The 16,887-nt window shown below is 58.7% G+C and carries 19 protein-coding genes and 1 tRNA gene; 15 read left to right on the forward strand and 5 right to left on the reverse strand.

Going from position 1 to position 16,887, the window contains the following annotated elements; all coding sequences use genetic code 11:
- Positions 1 to 9 precede the first annotated feature (9 nt).
- Positions 10 to 1,533 carry an aldehyde dehydrogenase family protein gene (locus CR492_RS03080; protein ID WP_102842367.1) on the forward strand — a complete coding sequence of 508 codons (1,524 nt, stop codon included), beginning with the start codon at positions 10 to 12 and terminating at the stop codon, positions 1,531 to 1,533.
- Positions 1,534 to 1,562: 29 nt separating this feature from the next.
- On the opposite strand, the gene CR492_RS03085 is transcribed toward CR492_RS03080, so the two are convergent.
- Positions 1,563 to 3,272, reverse strand: a complete 1,710-nt coding sequence (locus CR492_RS03085) for a SulP family inorganic anion transporter (protein ID WP_102842195.1) — start codon at positions 3,270 to 3,272, stop codon at positions 1,563 to 1,565.
- A gap of 54 nt (positions 3,273 to 3,326) precedes the next feature.
- Positions 3,327 to 3,626: a helix-turn-helix domain-containing protein gene (locus tag CR492_RS03090; protein ID WP_102842196.1), complete on the reverse strand. Its 300-nt coding sequence runs from the start codon at positions 3,624 to 3,626 to the stop codon at positions 3,327 to 3,329.
- Positions 3,627 to 3,819: 193 nt separating this feature from the next.
- Between CR492_RS03090 and CR492_RS03095 the strand changes: the two genes are divergently transcribed.
- Together CR492_RS03095 and CR492_RS03100 are read left to right on the forward strand one after the other, a co-directional pair.
- Positions 3,820 to 4,569: an SDR family oxidoreductase gene (locus CR492_RS03095; protein ID WP_102842197.1), complete on the forward strand. Its 750-nt coding sequence runs from the start codon at positions 3,820 to 3,822 to the stop codon at positions 4,567 to 4,569.
- A 275-nt stretch (positions 4,570 to 4,844) separates the two neighbouring features.
- Positions 4,845 to 4,921, forward strand: a tRNA-Met gene (locus tag CR492_RS03100).
- Between the two features lie 149 nt (positions 4,922 to 5,070).
- Here CR492_RS03100 and CR492_RS03105 read toward each other — a convergent pair.
- Positions 5,071 to 5,655, reverse strand: coding sequence for a hypothetical protein (locus CR492_RS03105; RefSeq protein WP_146030146.1), 585 nt, complete (start codon positions 5,653 to 5,655; stop codon positions 5,071 to 5,073).
- A 130-nt stretch (positions 5,656 to 5,785) separates the two neighbouring features.
- On the opposite strand from CR492_RS03105, the gene CR492_RS20670 reads away from it, so the two are divergent.
- The 11 genes from CR492_RS20670 (at position 5,786) to CR492_RS03155 (ending at position 14,623) form a co-directional block, all read left to right on the forward strand.
- Positions 5,786 to 6,007 carry a DNA-binding protein gene (locus tag CR492_RS20670; RefSeq protein WP_180982394.1) on the forward strand — a complete coding sequence of 74 codons (222 nt, stop codon included), beginning with the start codon at positions 5,786 to 5,788 and terminating at the stop codon, positions 6,005 to 6,007.
- Complete coding sequence (locus tag CR492_RS03110) at positions 6,004 to 6,699, forward strand: DUF3102 domain-containing protein (RefSeq protein ID WP_180982395.1); 696 nt, start codon at positions 6,004 to 6,006, stop codon at positions 6,697 to 6,699. Before CR492_RS20670 ends, CR492_RS03110 begins: the two co-directional genes overlap by 4 nt.
- A gap of 220 nt (positions 6,700 to 6,919) precedes the next feature.
- Positions 6,920 to 7,711: a hypothetical protein gene (locus CR492_RS03115; RefSeq protein WP_102842200.1), complete on the forward strand. Its 792-nt coding sequence runs from the start codon at positions 6,920 to 6,922 to the stop codon at positions 7,709 to 7,711.
- Positions 7,711 to 7,917: a hypothetical protein gene (locus CR492_RS03120; protein WP_146030147.1), complete on the forward strand. Its 207-nt coding sequence runs from the start codon at positions 7,711 to 7,713 to the stop codon at positions 7,915 to 7,917. The genes CR492_RS03115 and CR492_RS03120 overlap by 1 nt, the downstream gene beginning before the upstream one ends.
- 148 nt (positions 7,918 to 8,065) lie before the next feature.
- Positions 8,066 to 8,281 (forward strand): hypothetical protein, encoded by a 216-nt coding sequence (locus CR492_RS03125; protein ID WP_102842202.1) that lies wholly within the window; start codon positions 8,066 to 8,068, stop codon positions 8,279 to 8,281.
- The gene (locus CR492_RS03130; RefSeq protein ID WP_102842203.1) at positions 8,278 to 9,450 is read left to right on the forward strand and encodes an AAA family ATPase; all 1,173 of its coding nucleotides are present in this window, start codon (positions 8,278 to 8,280) and stop codon (positions 9,448 to 9,450) included. The genes CR492_RS03125 and CR492_RS03130 overlap by 4 nt, the downstream gene beginning before the upstream one ends.
- 321 nt (positions 9,451 to 9,771) lie before the next feature.
- Entirely contained in the window at positions 9,772 to 10,503 is a 732-nt protein-coding gene (locus tag CR492_RS03135; RefSeq protein ID WP_180982396.1) for a hypothetical protein, read from the forward strand.
- A complete protein-coding gene (locus CR492_RS03140; RefSeq protein WP_102842205.1) occupies positions 10,500 to 10,931 on the forward strand; it encodes a hypothetical protein in 432 nt (143 codons plus the stop codon). Before CR492_RS03135 ends, CR492_RS03140 begins: the two co-directional genes overlap by 4 nt.
- Before the next feature lie 448 nt (positions 10,932 to 11,379).
- A complete protein-coding gene (locus CR492_RS20360) occupies positions 11,380 to 11,991 on the forward strand; it encodes a hypothetical protein (protein ID WP_146030149.1) in 612 nt (203 codons plus the stop codon).
- Positions 11,992 to 12,138: 147 nt separating this feature from the next.
- The gene (locus CR492_RS03150; RefSeq protein ID WP_102842207.1) at positions 12,139 to 14,046 is read left to right on the forward strand and encodes a hypothetical protein; all 1,908 of its coding nucleotides are present in this window, start codon (positions 12,139 to 12,141) and stop codon (positions 14,044 to 14,046) included.
- Positions 14,047 to 14,056: 10 nt separating this feature from the next.
- A complete protein-coding gene (locus tag CR492_RS03155; RefSeq protein ID WP_102842208.1) occupies positions 14,057 to 14,623 on the forward strand; it encodes a phage baseplate assembly protein in 567 nt (188 codons plus the stop codon).
- On the opposite strand, the gene CR492_RS20365 is transcribed toward CR492_RS03155, so the two are convergent.
- Positions 14,620 to 15,261, reverse strand: coding sequence for a hypothetical protein (locus CR492_RS20365; protein ID WP_146030150.1), 642 nt, complete (start codon positions 15,259 to 15,261; stop codon positions 14,620 to 14,622). The two genes, CR492_RS03155 and CR492_RS20365, sit on opposite strands and share 4 nt — an antisense overlap.
- Positions 15,262 to 15,301: 40 nt before the next feature.
- Positions 15,302 to 15,769, reverse strand: a complete 468-nt coding sequence (locus tag CR492_RS03160) for a hypothetical protein (protein ID WP_102842209.1) — start codon at positions 15,767 to 15,769, stop codon at positions 15,302 to 15,304.
- Positions 15,770 to 15,830: 61 nt separating this feature from the next.
- Here CR492_RS03160 and CR492_RS03165 point away from each other — a divergent pair, with 61 nt between their 5' ends.
- Entirely contained in the window at positions 15,831 to 16,805 is a 975-nt protein-coding gene (locus tag CR492_RS03165) for a HEPN domain-containing protein (protein WP_102842210.1), read from the forward strand.
- The last annotated feature ends 82 nt before the right edge of the window (positions 16,806 to 16,887 follow it).

Consider the following 16,887-nt stretch of genomic DNA (forward strand, 5'->3'; position numbering starts at 1 on the left):
AAGCGCTCAATGAATATACGAGCCAATGTTTCCGCCGCGGCGGCGGTCATTCCCGATGAGATCCGCAATTGGCTATCCGGCCCGCGGCCGATGCTGATCGACGGCAAATGGGTCAAATCGGTCTCTGGCAAGACGTTCGACGTGTTCGATCCGGCGACAGGGGAAAAGATCGCTTCGGTCTCGGAAGGCGACGCAGCTGACGTCGATCTCGCGGTGGCGGCTGCGCGGCGCGCGTTTGAAAGCGGCCCCTGGTCGCGCATGACGCCCTCCGAACGCGGCCGCATTATCCATCGCATCGGCGATCTCATTCTCGACCATGCCGATGAACTGGCCGCGATCGAATCGCTCGACAATGGCAAGCCCAAATCTGTCGCGAAGGCCGCAGACGTGACTTTGTCAGCCGACATGTTCCACTATATGTCAGGCTGGGCGACCAAGCTTGAAGGCAAGCATATCCCGATTTCGGCGCTGGCCGCCCCGGGCATGGAATTCGTATCGATGACGCGGCTCGAGCCGATCGGCGTCGTCGGTCAGATCATTCCGTGGAACTTCCCGCTTCTGATGGCGGCGTGGAAGCTGGCCCCGGCGCTGACCACCGGCTGCGCGGTCGTGCTCAAGATCGCCGAGGAGACGCCGCTTTCGGCGCTGCGACTCGGCGAGCTTCTGATCGAGGCCGGCGTGCCGGACGGCGTCGTCAATATTGTCCCGGGCTTTGGCGAAACGGCGGGGGCGGCGCTGGCCGGCCATCCGGGCGTCGACAAGGTCGCCTTCACCGGCTCAACGGAGGTTGGCCGCCTGATCGTCCAGGCCGCCTCGCGCGATCTCAAGAAAGTCTCGCTGGAGCTTGGCGGCAAATCGCCGAACATCGTGCTCGGCGACGCCGATCCGGAGATGGCGATCGCCGGCGCGACCGCGGCGATCTTCTTCAATCATGGTCAGTGCTGCAACGCCGGCTCGCGGCTATTCGTGCAGCGCAATCTTTTCGACAAGGTCGTCGAGGGCGTCGCGGCGCAGGCGGAGAAGATCAAATTGGGCCACGGCCTCAACGCGGAAACGGAAATGGGCCCGCTTGTCTCGCGCGTCCAATATGACCGCGTCACGGGTTTGCTCGCCTCGGGCCGTCAGGAAGGCGCCCGCGCCGTCTGCGGCGGGGAAGGGCTTGGCGGCGCCGGTTATTTCGTGCCGCCGACGGTCCTCGTCGACACAAACCCGGGCATGCGGGTGGTGCGCGAGGAGATCTTCGGACCGGTGCTCGTCGCGACCCCGTTCGATGAGCCCGACGACGCGCTGATCGCCGAGGCGAACAACACGATCTACGGCCTCGCCGCGGGTGTCTGGTCCGGCAATACCGGGCGGGCGCATCAGATCGCCAACCGGCTGCGCGCCGGCACGGTGTGGATCAATTGTTACCATGTCTTCGACGCGGCGCTGCCCTTCGGCGGCTACAAGCAGTCGGGATGGGGCCGCGAGATGGGACAGGCGGTTCTGTCGAACTACCTTGAGGCGAAGGCGATCACGACGCGGATCGGCTGAGGGCGGCGATCAAGCCGCGTCCGCCGCCGTCAGACGGGGGCGGGCGGGGCGCCGATCGCGCCGCGCGCGGCGGTTGCGGCGGTGCGGATGTCATCCTTGAAGCGCACCCGCCGGACGCCATCCGTCGACATCAGCAAGGCCCGCCGAACCATTTTGGTAGCGCCCGAAATATACACAAAAGCGCCGCGGCGATGCGCTTTGGCGGCGAAATCGCCGATCGCCGCCGCCGCCGTGGAATCGAGCGCCGAGACGGCCGAAAGATCGATGATGAAGGCTTTCGGCTGCTCGGCGATTTCGTCGAGCACGGCGCTGACGCCGGCCGCCGCGCCGAAGAAGAATGCGCCGGAAATCTTGAAGGCGACAATGTCGCGGTCGCTCGTCAGCGCGCCGTAGCCGGACCCGTTTTCGCCGGCGTCGCCCTCATCGTCGGCGCCGAAGGTTCCCACCGCCTCGACCTGAAGCGATTGCGACATGCGGCGCATGAACACGAGCGAGGCGAGGCTGAAGCCGGCGAGAATGCCGGTCATCAGGTCACGAAAGATGGTCAGGAGGAAGGTGGCGAGCAGCACCACGGCGTCGCCGCGCGAGGCGCGGATCAGCGTCGTGAAGGCGTGTTTTTCCGCCATGTTCCACGCGACGATCGTCAGCACGCCGGCGAGCGCTGCGAGCGGGATATAGGAGGCGAGGGGCGCCGCGACCACCATAAAAAGAAGCAGGAACGCCGCATGCAGCATTCCGGCGACCGGGCTTCGCGCGCCAGAGCGCACATTGGTCGCCGTCCGGGCGATGGTTCCGGTGACGCAAATGCCGCCGAACAGCGCCGAAGCCATATTGGCGACGCCTTGTGCGACAAGTTCGCAGTTCGAGCGGTGGCGGCGTCCCGACATGCTGTCGGCGACGACGGCGGAGAGCAGGCTCTCGATGCTGCCGAGCAGAGCGAAGGAAAAAGCGACCGGCAGCAGCGCGACAATTTTGTCGAGCGACAACGCCGGCAGGCTTGGGGCCGGCAGGCCGCGCGGAATGCCGCCGAAATGCGAGCCGATGGTGTCGATCGGCAAGGCCAGCGCAAAGCCCGCGAGCGAAGCGACGGCGACGGCGATGAGCATGCCGGGCCAGTGCGGCCGAAAGCGGCGGATGAAGAGGATGATGGCGATGGTCGCGCCCGAGACGCACAGGGCGGGCAGACTCAAACTCGGCAAAGCCGCGCCGAGGGCGCCGAGCTTTTCGAACAAGGGGCCGGGCTCGGGACCGCTGAGGGTCAGGCCAAGCAAATCCTTGATCTGGCTCGCGAAGATGATCGCGGCGATGCCGGCGCTGAAGCCGACCGTCACCGGATAGGGAATGAATTTGATGAAGGCGCCGAGGCGCAAAAAGCCGATCGAAAGAAGAATGATTCCGGACAGGAAGGTTGCGATGATGAGGCCGTCGACGCCATGGACGGCGACGGTCGTCGCCACCAGCACGATGAAGGCGCCCGCGGGGCCGCCGATCTGAAACCGGCTGCCGCCGAGCGCGGACACGAAGAATCCGCCGACGATCGCCGTGTACAGGCCGCGGTCCGGCGTGACGCCGGAGGCGATCGCGATCGCCATCGAAAGGGGCAGGGCGACGATTGCGACAGTGAGGCCGGCGATAACGTCGGCGCGGAAATCCGCGAGCCCGTAGCGCTCGCGCAGAACTGTCACGAGCTTTGGCGTGAAAAGGGCGGCGAAACTCGGGCCTATCGCGGCGGTCGTCATCCTACGAGTCCATTTTCCGGGTCCGCCGGCAGGCCGGCAAGGCCGATCAGAATTCTAGTCGCGCCGTGGGACGCTTTCCCTGGCGGCTTCCCTGACACTCTCTTTTGCGGCCTCTTTGAAGCGCACGCCGCGGCCGCCCGCGGGGCTCAAGGCCCCCTCGGCGATCAGTTCGACGCCGGCGCGCTCGAGCGCCTCGACGACCCGTGTCAGCGTGTCGACGACGCCGCGCACATTTCCCTCGCTCGCCTCCATCCGCTGGATCGTCGGCAAGGAGAGCCCGGACATCTCGGCGAGCTGCCTCTGATCGAGGCCGAGCAGGGCGCGAGCGGCCCGCATTTGGGCGGCGGTCATCACGGTCGAGCGTCTGTTCCGATTTTGAGCTTCATCTTTATAGCATAACTTCTCATGTTTAAAACATGATAAATCAGTGTTTTTATTTCATGTCGCGCTTTTCAGAAGGGCTTCGCGCTTGGCGCGGCCAGACAAGCGAGGCAAAATATGCTTCATCGGGTGAGCTGCCTTCGCCGGACGAATTGCGGAGTTTCAAATGAGCGGAAAGATCGTGATCGTCACCGGCGCGGGCTCAGGGATCGGCCGGGCGGCGTCGCTCGAATTCGCCCGTCGCGGCGATATCGTCATTCTCGCCGGCCGGCGCGAGGAGGCGCTGACGGCGACCCGGGATCTTTGCGCGGACCCGCAATCGGTCGTCGTCGTCCCGACCGATGTGACGGATGAGGCTGCGGTGAGCCGCCTGTTCGACGCAGCGGTCGGCCGGTTTTCCCGCGTCGACGTGTTGTTCAACAACGCCGGCTCCTTCGCCGGCGCCGGCCGCATCGATGAACTGACGCTGGAGCAATGGCGCGCGATGATCGACGTCAATCTGACAGGTTCGTTTTTATGCGCGCAGGCGGCGTTCCGCGCGATGAAATCGCAAGATCCCTGCGGCGGCCGCATCATCAATAATGGCTCGATCTCGGCCCATGCCCCGCGGCCGCGCTCGATCGCCTATACGGCGTCAAAACACGCGATCACGGGGTTGACGAAATCGATCTCGCTCGACGGCCGGCCCTGGAATATCGCCTGCGGCCAGATCGACATCGGCAACGCCGCGACGGATATGACGGGCGCCATAGCAATGGGCGCGCTGCAGGCCAATGGCGACGTTGCAGCTGAGCCGACCATGGAGGTCCGGCGCGCGGCCGAGGCAGTCGCCTTCATGGCGGATTTGCCGCCCGGCGCCAATGTTCAGTTCATGACTGTCATGGCCACCAACATGCCCTTCATAGGACGGGGATAGATCGTCGGTTCGAGGGGCCCCGATTTTGAAGCGCCGCCCGGCGCCGCAAGGATGAGCGTATCGGGGCGTCGTTGGACTTCCCTCTCGCTTCGAGCGACCGCCGGCGGCCCCGATTGGCGAGAGGGGCGGCGGCGTCATCGCGCCCGGGCAGCGCTCGAAGGCCGCCTGGGGGAAAAGAGCGCGATTTCCGCCGCCCGCGCAGGACTCGCGGCGAAACTGCTCGCTTGACACCTTCCCGCCATCTGCCTATCCAAACCCGGCATCGCTTCAAGCGAGGCGGAGTAGCTCAGCCGGCTAGAGCAGAGGAATCATAATCCTTGTGTCGGGGGTTCGAGTCCCTCCTCCGCTACCAAAACAAAATCAATGACTTAAGATGATTTCGCCGCCCTCCGAGGCGGCATTTTCATGTCGCATATGTTGCGAGCTGATCCCATTGATTCCAAACGATTTCCATCATGTCGCGGCTGCTCGACGCGACATGAAACGCGACACGCCGCATGGTTATGACTGAGACTTTCGGGACCGCTCCGGAAGTCGCAAATCAGGGGCCGCCTCTAGCTCGCGCGGCTTTATATCGACGAGCGCTTTGTTAAGGCGTCTCCATAGGCTGCTCACGTTTACAACGAGCGCTCGGTCGACCCGTGCTTCTAAGAAAAGCTCGCTGATCTTTGATGCGGCTGAAATCCCCATCTTCAACGAAAGCGATGCATTACTCGTTTGGCGTTGTAAGTATTGGCTAAGCATATCTCCATTAATCCAAAACAACATATCGTCTTCAGGCTCCTCTTTCTCAGAAAGTATCGCATCAAATACCAAAGGTAAGGCGTAGATCATCGCTAATTTTATTTCAGTAGGAGCCAAGCCTAATTCTGAAAACTCAAACGCCATGGCCCATGCGATAGCGTCAAGCATCGAAAATCTGATGCGTATGCCTTTACCCGGCGATCCAGAAATAATTTTGTCTTTCTGAAAATTACGTACTCTACCACTAAACGCAGAATGACGCTCCGGTGGGATGTCATGTAACGTAAGTATTGCCGCCTCAAGCTCTTTCTGACTGAAGGTAAGCGGTTCGTCCTTCCTCAAATACTCCAATTTGCTTCCCCGCTAGTTTATCCACACAAGTCCATATCCTGTTAATGAACAGGATTATCCTATTGCCATCTGCGCCGCCATAATCATATATGAGCAATATTATCCATTTGGAGTCGCTGATATGGAATCGGACGAGCAATACATTTGGGGAGCAGGAGCCATCGCCAAGGCGCTTGGTCTCACTAGGCCCCAAGCATTTCACATGCTGTCGGCCGGGCGGCTGCCGGCCCGCAAAATCGGCAAAAAGTGGGTCTCAACAAAGAAGGCCCTTCACGAAGCGCTGACGCCGATCGCGGCGGCTCCATCACCTATCGACGCGATAGCCGAGAAGTCCGGCCGGTGACGATCTCCAATATCGCGACCGTGATAAACAGCGAACACCGCGCTGCGACGGCGGCGCATGAGCAGGCGGTCCGCCACGCCATCGAATGCGGGCGGCTCTTGCTGGAAGCCAAGGGCGGCGTCACCCATGGCCATTGGTCCAAATGGGTAAAGCAGAACTGTGATTTCGCCATGCGGACGGCGCAGGTCTACATGCGCATCGCGGAGCATCTGGCCGGAGATGAGGCAAAAACGCAGCACGCTGCGCATTTGAGCCTCCGCGAACTTCTCGCCGAAATTGAACGGGCTGCGAACCCGCCGCCGCTACCGTCATACGATGCGATCAAACATAAGCTTCTCCCCGAGACTCGCGCCGGATACGAAGCAGCCCAGGCTCGCCTCGGCGCGCTGAGCATCACGGACCGCGAAGTGGAGGAGAAGCGCGCGTGTCAAGATTTTGTCGCCACCCTGCGCAAGCACGCGCCGCCGGAGCAGTTTGAAAAGATCGTCGCGCTATGTGTGCGGGGCATCAAGGATAACGGTGACATGTTCGGCGTGCTGATCGGCGATGAGATCAATCGCAAGATCAGAGAACAGAAAGCCGAGGAGTGTAAGGCCAACAAGGAACAGCTCGGCTACTTAATGGGCATTTGGGAATGCACAGATACGGTCGCGCGCGAGATATTCCTCAAAAAGATCGGCGGGGCGAAATGAACCTCGCGCTCGTGACCGAAGGCGCCGTGAGGCGATGGCGCGTCTTGAACGACACATTTTTGCAGAATCAACTTCTCGAAATTCACGCCAAATAACACAACAGCAACAGTAGCTTGCCGCCTCTTTGCGAGCAAACCTCATGCTGTGTGTGCTACAATTAAAATATAAGCGTCGGGCAACCGTCGCGGGCTGCGCGCCGACATCTACGGGATCTTTTTACATGAAGCGGTGGAGGCGTCAAGGCGAAAATGGACGGGGTCGGCCGCGGAAACAATACGCTCTTAGGTATGTATCTGGCGCCACCAAGAAACCAACCGTTGCCGAACGCACCACGCTCGCGAAGCTAAAAGAGACGGAAGTCGATCAAAAATCCGTTGCGGTCGCGCAGCCGCACCGTCTGGGGTCCGACAACCGCCTACTGGAATCGCCGCTCGGACTCGTTGTCCTTCGCCATTGCGCCCCCCGCGAGCTATGGACGCGGGGCTGCGACTTCGCTCTAAAATTCTATGCGTGGACCAGCGCGATTGGCGCCGGCGGCAATAGTGATCAGCAACGGAGCGTGTTCTGGAGTACCGAAAACACGGACGTGGAGGATGACACGGACGACGATCAAAAGATGCGCGTCTCCCAGCGAACGCGCCTCCTTGTCGATCGCTTCACCCGTGCGCGATGGGAGAGCTTCAGCGCTGAGGTGCAGCGCGTGAAACGGCCCTATGTGGTTTCACTGGAGATCGTTCGGGAAGCCATCGGCGTCCGCGGATCGAAACTGCTCCACCGTCTTTGTGTCGAGGAGCTGTCCATCGATAATGACGCCGATCAGCTACTCGTTCTTAAGGGGTTAGCCGCGCTTCACCTGTACGGACCACCGCTCCATCGGGATGCGCCATCGTTCCGGGCAAAGCCCGACATCGATGAAGGCGACGCCACGTCGATTTACACGAAACGAGTCGACCCGGCGCTGACTGACAAAATCGCATTGTTGAAGGCCGTGTTTAATATTGGAGGTGAATGATGAACGACCTTTTGCGCAAAGCTACGAATATCCATCGTTTCGGCGACGAGCGCGACGCCGCCAGATTTTTCAATCTGACGCCGGCGGCAGTTCGCGTGTTCGCTGATGCGTTGCCGGGCGTTTTCAGGGCCGGCCCAGTCGTAAGATTCGACAAAAAGGTCGCCGCCGAATGGTCGGCAGCCAAGGTCTTAGCGACCATCGTCTGAAAAGAAAAAGCCGCTCGGGACGGCAATCCCGAAGCGGCTTTGATCCATTCCGAACAGAGCCTGCAAGCTCTCATCGTGGAGGTATTTCTTGCATCCAACCAATCGCATAAACACGCCTTCGGCGCAAGGGAATTTCTCCGACCCGGCGATGGTTCGCCAAGCCATTTTGACGCTGAACAGAGATTTTACCTGGGAGCTTATGGACCACCTGAAATCGCGCGCTGATCTGGTGCGCGCGCGGCTCAACATCGACGACGACGCCAACGCCTTGCAGGCCCTTCGGGATTTACTCGAACTCGTTCCAGAGATTCGGAAAGCCGGTGTGGATCTGAAAAGCGCGGTCGAGACAGCGAGCCCGAAGTGACGCAACTTGGCCCACTTCTTGATGACGCCTATCTCGCCTCGCTTGGCAGTCCAGGAGGGCCGATGGCGTGGGGTCAAGAGATCCCGCGTCGACGCTCCCTCAAGGTAGTCAGCGCCCATGATCTAGCGAATGAGAGAGCCCCGGAAAGGCTTTGGCTCGTTCCCGAAATGATCCCGCGCGGCAAGACTACACTGCTCTATGGCAATGGTGGTGATGGAAAATCTCTGCTGAATTTGCAGCTCAACGTCGCAGTCGCGACGGGCACGGATTGGATAGGCCATATGCCAGAGCCGGGCGGCGTCTTGCTTATCTCGGCCGAAGACGACGTTGATGAGGTACATCGGAGACTGGCGGATATCGTGAGCGGCCGGCCCGATATCAATGTCGATGATTTGTCGAATTTACGGGTCGTCGATCTCGCTGGCGAGGACGCCATCTTAGCGGCTCCTCAGGGCCGGAGCATCCTATTAACGCCAACGCCGTTATTCACAGAAGTTGAACGTCTCGTCGAGGAACATCGCCCGATCTTGCTCAGCATTGATACGGCGGCCGACGTATTCGGCGGCGATGAGAATGTCAGATCGCAGGTCAGGCAGTTCCTTGGCCTGCTGACCGGACTAGCTATCCGATACGAAATGGCTGTCGTTGTGCTGGCGCATCCGAGCTTGTCGGGAATGACGAGCGGCGCCGGAACTGGCGGCAGCACCGCATGGAGCAATAGCGTTCGCAGCCGGCTTTACCTCGCGCCCGTGAAGACAGCTGAGGGAGTTCGCCCGGACCCGTGCCTGAAGCAACTGACGGTCATGAAGAACAACTATGGCCCGACCGGCGAGACAATCTCGCTCCGATGGGAGCGCGGCCGATTCGTTCTTGCAGGTGGCGGATGGCAAGCATCGCAATCCAACGCCGAAGTAGATGAGGTCTTCGTCAATCTTCTCAAGCTGTTCATCAATCAAAATCGAAACGTGGTCGCGACGCCCGGAAAATCCTATGCGCCCTCAGAATTTGCCAGCCATGCCGATTCCCGAGGCGTCAGCAAGGGAACGTTCAAACAGTCTATGGACCGACTTCTCGCAACTGGCAGGATCGAAAACGTCGAATACGGGCCGCCGTCGACGCGGCGCTCGAAGCTCGCCTTCCCAGCTATGGGAGAGAGTAATGAGGACTGAACTGCTCGCCTCTCATCGATCGTTCACACCGAGGTCACACCCTACTCTCACCCCCTCTCACCAACCTCTCTCTCTCACCCCCTATAACCCCCATGGTGCGGTGAGACCCCCGCTCGGTGAGAGCGGGGGCTGCCCGCCGGGCGTCTCGCCAGCGCCGAGATCGCAGGCCTGCCGGTGATGCCGAAACCCAGATGGCGGCTCATCGGAAAGCTAAGAGCGTTACGACTGGCAAATATGATCAAGGTTTGAACGGAAGCGATGCCGCCTCTTCGAGTCTTCATCCAAACACTCAACCAACTTGTCAAACTGGAGGAACCCACTTTGGGAATTTTAACATCATTGCGAAAAGTAACATCAGCGCCGCCAAGCGCGAACGAAATCGCAGACCTACTTGACGACAAGCGGCGCGAACTCCGAGAAGCCCAGGCTGCGGTCACTCGCCTCATGGACGCCCGGCCAGCGCTACTCATCAATGGCTCGGACGAAATTCTTGCCGACCATGATGCCGAAGCCGCGAAGGCGCATCGGTCGGTGGAACGCATCGTCGCGATTATCGCCAAACTCGAAGCTGACCTGGCCGCGGCTAGGGCGAAGGAAAAAGCGGACGCCGATGAGGAAGTTTTCGCCCGCGCGCAGGCTGCGCAGGCCGAAGCAAAAAGGCTAATCGAGGGCCGATACGCCAGGGCCGCCAAAGACGTTGCCGCCGTTCTAGAGCAGCTGCGAGTCCTTCAGTTCGACATCGACACCGCCAATCGGATCCTGCCTGCCGGCGCGCCCCGCTACGGCCTTGAGGCCTGTCGCCATCGCAACCCAGATCCGCCGGTTTTCCAGATCGAACACCGCAAGATTTTTGTTAACCAGCAAGGTACCGAATTCACGACCTGCGTGACCGAAAACGGCAAGCTGCCAGGAGGCATGCATGTCGAATTTCGTGACGTTGAGGTCATCGCTAGTCCCGAAAGGGTCTGGACGCAAAAATTGCCGTTGGTTGAAGCAGTTGTGTTGCCGGGCCTCCGTCCCGGCGATCTAGATTTTTGGAGTGCAATACAATGAACCGCAGAGAAAAAGACGATTATGCGGCCGGCGCCGCGGATGCCCGCGCTTTGCTCGGACGGTCCGCACGCGCAACCGACGACGAGGCAGACGGTGCGGCGTGGGCGCAGAAGTTGCTCGGGAAGGCGGATGACGATTTCATCAATGCTGAAACCGATGCCGATCCAGTGGACGACGATATCGACGAGCCCGTTAGATTGACTCCGCGGTTGAGGGCCAATCCCCAGCCTGCTCGCCGCGACCCGAACCGGACCAAGGCGCCGAAGCCGACAGTGGTGAGAGTGCTGCCTGACGGCGGCAAGCGGATGTCGAACGGGCGGGTCCGCTACGAAGGCAAGGCTTTGACCGACATGCTCAAGCGCGCCCATCCGGAATATGCGCCGAACATATTGTTCCGCTCAATCGATCCGGGCGCCCGCGTGCGCTGATCTTTCGCGAATTGGGGGTGCATGCATAGTGACGGCGGTGCCGGCTCGCGCTGAACAACCAAAGATCGCCTCCCGTTCCCCCATGCTCTTCTTCACGGGCGAAGGCGATCACCGACCGGCAACTAATTCTTTCTATACGCGCCGCGCCTTTCGAGGGGCAGCCGAGGGCTCCAATAGCGATAGGCCACCTCCGTGCGGCGCGCAGGCAAGGCGGTCAAGGTGTCCAACCTCGGCAACATCACCAAGCACTGAGAAGGGCACGTACATGCGGAATGAAGATGGTGCATGGAGAAAGACACAGAGGATACGAAATGGCCGTCAGGGAGGCTCCCGGGGAGGCTATTTCTTGAGACCCAAGGTACTTCCCAGAGGGTACGCCCCCATCGGGTTACGCGCCAGCTCGATCCGTCCCTACGGCCGCACTTCAAACTGATGCACGGGTTGACGAATGACAAATGAAAACGGCGAGGAATTCCTATCGATTGGCGCCGCGGCGGCGGCGGTCGGGATTGCTCGCTCTACTTTGAGCAGGCAAGTCCGAGACGGCTCTGTGCGTAGTCACAACGGAACAGTTTTGCTCTCAGAGGTATTCGAAGATCGTGCTCGCAATATAGATCTCAGTCGTTCGCGGCGCTCGCAGGGCGGCTCTGATGGCGACGACGAGGGGCGTGCATCAGAGCGTGCATCAACAGCTGATGCACGGCCTTCCACGGTTGACGAAGTCGACGACGGCGATGTGCTGGTCGACGGCAAGCTAATGAGTTTTGCCGAGGCGCATGCCCTTCGAGAGAACTACGTAGCCCGAAAAGCCAAGCTTGATTTCGAGGTCGCTAGCGGCGCGTTGGTCGAGATCGAAGTCGTTGGTCAGGAGGTCGAGGCTTGCTTCGCGGTCGTACGCGAACGGCTGCTGTCGATTCCCGGCAAGCTCGCCGACAAGCTCGTTGGCCGCGAGCGGGCCTATATCGAGAACGCGATCCTCGCCGAGATTTCGGAAGCGCTTGAGGAGATCAGTTCTCCCGCCGATCTCACCAAGGACGTCGCGCGAAAGGGCTCAAAATGACTGCCCAGAAGATGCTCGCCGCGCTCCAAGCGCTGCTGGAAAGTTGCGATCCACGCCTTGCGGCGGACCGGGCTCACATTGCCCGCATCTGTTCCTTAATTGACATCGTGCTCGAAGAGATCGAGCCGCATACAAGGCATTAGAAACATGAGCGAACGCCTAGTCCTTGAGGCCAGCGTCACGGATAAGTTTAGCGCCCCTCTGAAAAATTTGAAGCAGCAGCTTGCGACCGTCAAGCAGCCGAAGAGCATCGAGACGATGCGACGCGACTTCGAGAAGCTTCGCGGGGAGATCGGGAAGACGACACGAGAGGGCGTCAATGCTTTCTCCGAAGGTCTTGTTGGTATGGCTCTTCCAGCATTCACGGCCTCGGCCGCTGTCGCTGCTATGGTCAAGAGCGTCAAAGATTTCTCCTCCCTCCGCGAGCGTCTTGATCAGGTAGGCCGCAGCGCGAAAATGAGCGCCGAGGCCATTCGCGAGATCACGGATGTCGGCGCCGAGTTCGGACAAAGCTTCGATACCATGGCCGGTTCGGCGTTGACGTTTTCAAAGAACATCGAGGCGATCAAGAACAAGACATCGCCGTTGATCTCCGAACTGCGGAAAGTCAATCCAGCGCTGCTGGAAGCGTTTCAGAGCGACAAGCTTTCGGTTGACGAAAAGTATAAGCTCGGCGTCGATGCGATCGGCAAGATGAAGAGCAATCTAGCTCGGGAGCATTATTCTGGCGAGCTGTTCGGTACGAACGCGATCAACGAAGAGACGACTGATTTCAATCTCTACAAGAAGCGCGTGGCGGACTACCGCGCTCGCGTAGAGCCAGTTTCTCCGGCGGCCACGGCCGCAGCCAAGGAATTCAATACGGCGATCGAAAATCTCGGCACCACACTAAACTCGACGAAACAAAAACTTGACGAGGCTCTGGTCGGGCCTCTCGGCGCGGTGGTTCGCGCCCTCGACGCCTTTATGCAGAAGTCGAATAAAGATGGCGTTCCAGCGGCGATTGCGGCAGCTGGGAAGACCTTTGGCAAAAATACCACCGATCGGCCTAACGTGCCTATGCGCGGCGTCCCGCCGAATTCTGGGCCGTTCTGGGACGCAGTGAACGCGGCCGGCAAAGGCCTCCTGGATTTCTTCGTAACGGCCGCGTCGGCCGATGAGATGAAGAAGCGGGGCAATCCCTATGGCGCGCTGCCGGACAAGGGCCTGTTCGCTAATTCCGGCGTCTCAGCCATTCGCGAGGCCTATGCCGAACAGGTTGAAAAGGGCACGAAGAAAGGCGTCATCGAGGCGATCCGAGAGATTAATGCTGCGGGCGGTTTTCTTGGCGACGGTGTCGCAACGCCGTTCAGTGGCGGCAGCGGCCGTTCGCCATCCGAGAAGTCCCGTGGCGGAGGACGCACACCCAGCAAGGCTGGGGCAGATGCCGGGGATACTCCGCCATCGGGTCGGGGTGGCGCAACGGATTCCCGCCGTCCCGGAGGCCCTGATGAGCGGGAGGTAACGGCTTATATCCGGGAACAAGCCCTTGCCCGCGGGATCAATCCTGATGTCGCCGTCGCCGTGGCGAAAAGCGAGGGCCTTCGCGGCTATACCACGCATGGTCGTGATCCTGGCGGCGACCGCGGCACATCGTTTGGGCCGTTCCAGCTGCACTACAAAAATAATATTCGCGGACTGTCGAACGCCGGGCTCGGGGACGCCTTCAGCAGGAAGACGGGTCTTGACGCGCGTAATCGGGAGACGTGGAAGGCGCAGGTCGGTTTTGCCCTCGACGAGGCCGCGCGGAAACGGAGTTGGGCGGACTGGCATGGGGCCAGGAATACCGGGATCGGCAACGGTCAGGGCCTTCAGGGCGCGCGCCCTCTTGATCACGATCCTGGGGCCGCGCTGCGGGCCAAGGATGCCAGAGACAAACAGTCGAGCCTGTCCGGTAAGCCTTCCATGAAGATCACGCTGGCTGGCTTTCCCAACGGCACGCGGACCGAGACCGATGGCGACGGCTTGTTCGACAAAATGAAAGTCTTCAACGCCCGCCCGATGAAACTGGCCTGAAGGATAATCCATGCCAAACCCAACCGAGATAGCCCAGATCGTTTGCAATGGTCAGATTTACGACGCGTGGACGAGCGTCGAAGTTGTTGTCGACTGGCCAGATCCCCTAACGACGTTTCGCTTCACTTGCGTGGAACCGGTCTCGAAAAATGCCACGTTCAAAGCCTTGCAGCTGAAGCCGTCCGACAGCGTCGACATCATCCTCGCCGGTCACAAAGTCATCAGCGGCTATGTTTCGGACCGCCAGGCATCGTACGACAAAGACAACCACGGCGTGATGATTCAAGGCTATTCGAAGTTCATCGACGCCATCGTCTCCGAAGTGCCTATCGAGCAGTCGCAGTTCAGGAACTATAGCTTCGAGCAAATCGCGAAGAAGATCTTGAAGCCGTTCGGTATCAGCATCGCGATGGAGCATGCCGCCAAGGACGCCGTCATCGAAATGGCGGTGATGCGGATTGTAATGCGCACGATCATCAGTCAAGGGGTTCTCGCGCCCAAAACAGCGTCCGCATTTACATTTCCACGCAAAGATGTGCCAATAATCGGGGACTGTATCCTTAGAGCCGATTTCTAAACTTTGCTGCAGGGTGATAATCCTGCAACTTTCTGAAGTAACGGCGACGCAAAAAGTTCAGGCCGCAGCATTGATGGTGTCAATTTGTTTGGTCTCCAAAGGCGATCGGCAAAGTACGCTGTGTAGTGAGACAATGCCCAGAAGTCGCCGGAAAGCTGGCTCCAGAGATTATTTTCTGCTACAAGCGCATAAAATCTTTTGGACTTAGCGTTACTACTCCATGGATCGGCTTTTGGAATTCTAGCAGGGCTTTGATGAAAAATAATTGCTGTGTGAGCAAGAATATTGCGATAGCCAGACAGGATGTCCACCTGTTGTAAGATCCATGGGATTTCACGGCTGGCGTACTCGTCCCTTTTTGGCAATTTTAACTTTGCCGTTTCAAGAAGCATTTTGCGTTGGACGCGCTCGCTCCGCGCAGCATGCCAAAGACTTAAAGCAAACGTGTCGTTCCTTGGATCCTCATGTAGTCCTATGATGCTCCAGAATACTATGTATAAATTAGCATGGAGATCGTTCCATGCTGCGATAGCCATGCCTATCCGCTCACTGTGCTCTCGGTAGGCTGACCTCATCTCCTCCGGAGGTTCGCGCCGAGGAATATTTTGATCGCCATTGATAAGCGCAACGTCCGTCATAACGCATCCTCGGGGCTGATTTGAGCGATAACTCGCTCGCTTATGAAAGAGGTGCCTGCACCCAACGAAAAGTCCGTTCGTCGGGTGATTCGCGATCATCCGTTTCTATAAAACCCGCTTTTAGGAGCCGAGCGGACATCCCGCTTTTGTTCATGTCCTTCACAGTTGCGTAGAGGCCAACAACTCGAGGTTTAATTTCGTTGAGCATATCGGAGAAGAGGCCCATGCCACGGTAGGGTGTCAATATAGCGCCGTAATTCAACTCAAACCAGCCGTTGTTAGAGTGCGGCGCTAGCAGAAACCCGACCACTTGATCTCCATAAACGGCAACGTACGAGTGGCCGCTGTTGTATCCTTCCTTGATCAATTGTCGTATCAACGTTTCTCCATCCGGCCCGTCCATTCTCACCGGCACCTCGCCCGCGCATTCTCGAAGCACGAAGAAAATCGCTTCGGCGTCGTTCTTGTTCGCAACGCGGACAAGGCAGTGTCGGCTTTCCTCTCTCATGGGCGGCCACCAAAAAATGAGTTCGCAACGGTAATTCGACTACCGCAACGGGAGGTGCCGAATGGGCAGGACAGATCTCAGGGAAGATCGGATGAGCGCCCGTTGCGGCGTTTTCTGCTGCACATCCGCAAAAGATGCTAGCATCAATACCATAACATTTCCTCAAGACGCTGATTCTTTCGATCGCGGCACACGGATCTCACCGGATATGTTGAAGCTCCATGCGGCACCTTTCCTTGAAGCGCTGATCAGAATTAGCAAGATGGCGCAGGTCCTCAGCTGGATGCGAGCCGAAGGCCACGTTCGTCAAATGTCGTTTGAAATCTTTCAAGAATTTGTGGACCACTCTGTGGCTTTTGCGACGATGTGTTCTGAGTTACAACTCGCGATGACAACTATAAGCGCTAATAAGCTCATTCTGTGTTGCGAGGAAATTAGCGATAGGTCCAAAAATGGAACTGTAGAGTTGGACTTTCAAACCGTTCTTGGTCTTCAGGCTCGTACTGATGAGGTTTGTAGCAGGATAAAGGATGAGCTTGGATTGAGATTGCTGTTGGTAATTCCAACCCACACCGCAATGCATTATGATCAAATTGTCCCTTCTTTCGGACGAGATTTTGAAGAGCGATTTCCCGGTGCTAAATATGACTTATCGGAAGCGGGAAAGTGTATCGCGCTTGGTAGAAGTACCGCCGCCGTGTTTCATCTGATGCGTATACTTGAGTCTGGTTTGCGTGCCGTTCATGTGTACTTAGGGATTGATGTCGCGGCAGCGGGAATCGAACGAAACTGGGGCCGAATTCTCGGTCGCATACGAGAGAAAATTACCGAGAGAGGACGCGACTGGATTGAGAGAGATGACTTTCAAGAAATATTCGCACTCTTGAGCTCAGCAAAAGACGCATGGCGAAATCCGACAATGCATGTTGAGAAGAAATATACTGAGGAAGAGGCCGAAGAAATCTTCGTTTCAATTCGTTCATTCATGAAACGATTATCTCGTCGAATGAAGGAAGATGGAAAACCACAAGACTAAGCTACAAATCATTCTGCGATACGAAGGCGACTGGAATGGTGCCATCGCCCTTCTCTCTATTCGCCGGGATGATTCGACGACA

It is taken from the genome of Methylocella silvestris, from assembly GCF_002891535.1.
GTDB classification, from domain to species: domain Bacteria; phylum Pseudomonadota; class Alphaproteobacteria; order Rhizobiales; family Beijerinckiaceae; genus Methylocapsa; species Methylocapsa silvestris_A.

Bases quoted from the DNA above. Each gene is read 5' to 3' on its own strand.
- CR492_RS03080 (WP_102842367.1), top strand. From the start codon at position 10: ATGAATATACGAGCCAATGTTTCCGCCGCGGCGGCGGTCATTCCCGAT.
- CR492_RS03085 (WP_102842195.1), bottom strand. From the start codon at position 3,272: ATGACGACCGCCGCGATAGGCCCGAGTTTCGCCGCCCTTTTCACGCCA.
- CR492_RS03095 (WP_102842197.1), top strand. From the start codon at position 3,820: ATGAGCGGAAAGATCGTGATCGTCACCGGCGCGGGCTCAGGGATCGGC.
- CR492_RS20670 (WP_180982394.1), top strand. From the start codon at position 5,786: ATGGAATCGGACGAGCAATACATTTGGGGAGCAGGAGCCATCGCCAAG.
- CR492_RS03115 (WP_102842200.1), top strand. From the start codon at position 6,920: ATGAAGCGGTGGAGGCGTCAAGGCGAAAATGGACGGGGTCGGCCGCGG.
- CR492_RS03120 (WP_146030147.1), top strand. From the start codon at position 7,711: ATGAACGACCTTTTGCGCAAAGCTACGAATATCCATCGTTTCGGCGAC.
- CR492_RS03125 (WP_102842202.1), top strand. From the start codon at position 8,066: ATGGTTCGCCAAGCCATTTTGACGCTGAACAGAGATTTTACCTGGGAG.
- CR492_RS03140 (WP_102842205.1), top strand. From the start codon at position 10,500: ATGAACCGCAGAGAAAAAGACGATTATGCGGCCGGCGCCGCGGATGCC.
- CR492_RS20360 (WP_146030149.1), top strand. From the start codon at position 11,380: ATGACAAATGAAAACGGCGAGGAATTCCTATCGATTGGCGCCGCGGCG.
- CR492_RS03150 (WP_102842207.1), top strand. From the start codon at position 12,139: ATGAGCGAACGCCTAGTCCTTGAGGCCAGCGTCACGGATAAGTTTAGC.
- CR492_RS03155 (WP_102842208.1), top strand. From the start codon at position 14,057: ATGCCAAACCCAACCGAGATAGCCCAGATCGTTTGCAATGGTCAGATT.
- CR492_RS20365 (WP_146030150.1), bottom strand. From the start codon at position 15,261: ATGACGGACGTTGCGCTTATCAATGGCGATCAAAATATTCCTCGGCGC.
- CR492_RS03160 (WP_102842209.1), bottom strand. From the start codon at position 15,769: ATGAGAGAGGAAAGCCGACACTGCCTTGTCCGCGTTGCGAACAAGAAC.
- CR492_RS03165 (WP_102842210.1), top strand. From the start codon at position 15,831: ATGGGCAGGACAGATCTCAGGGAAGATCGGATGAGCGCCCGTTGCGGC.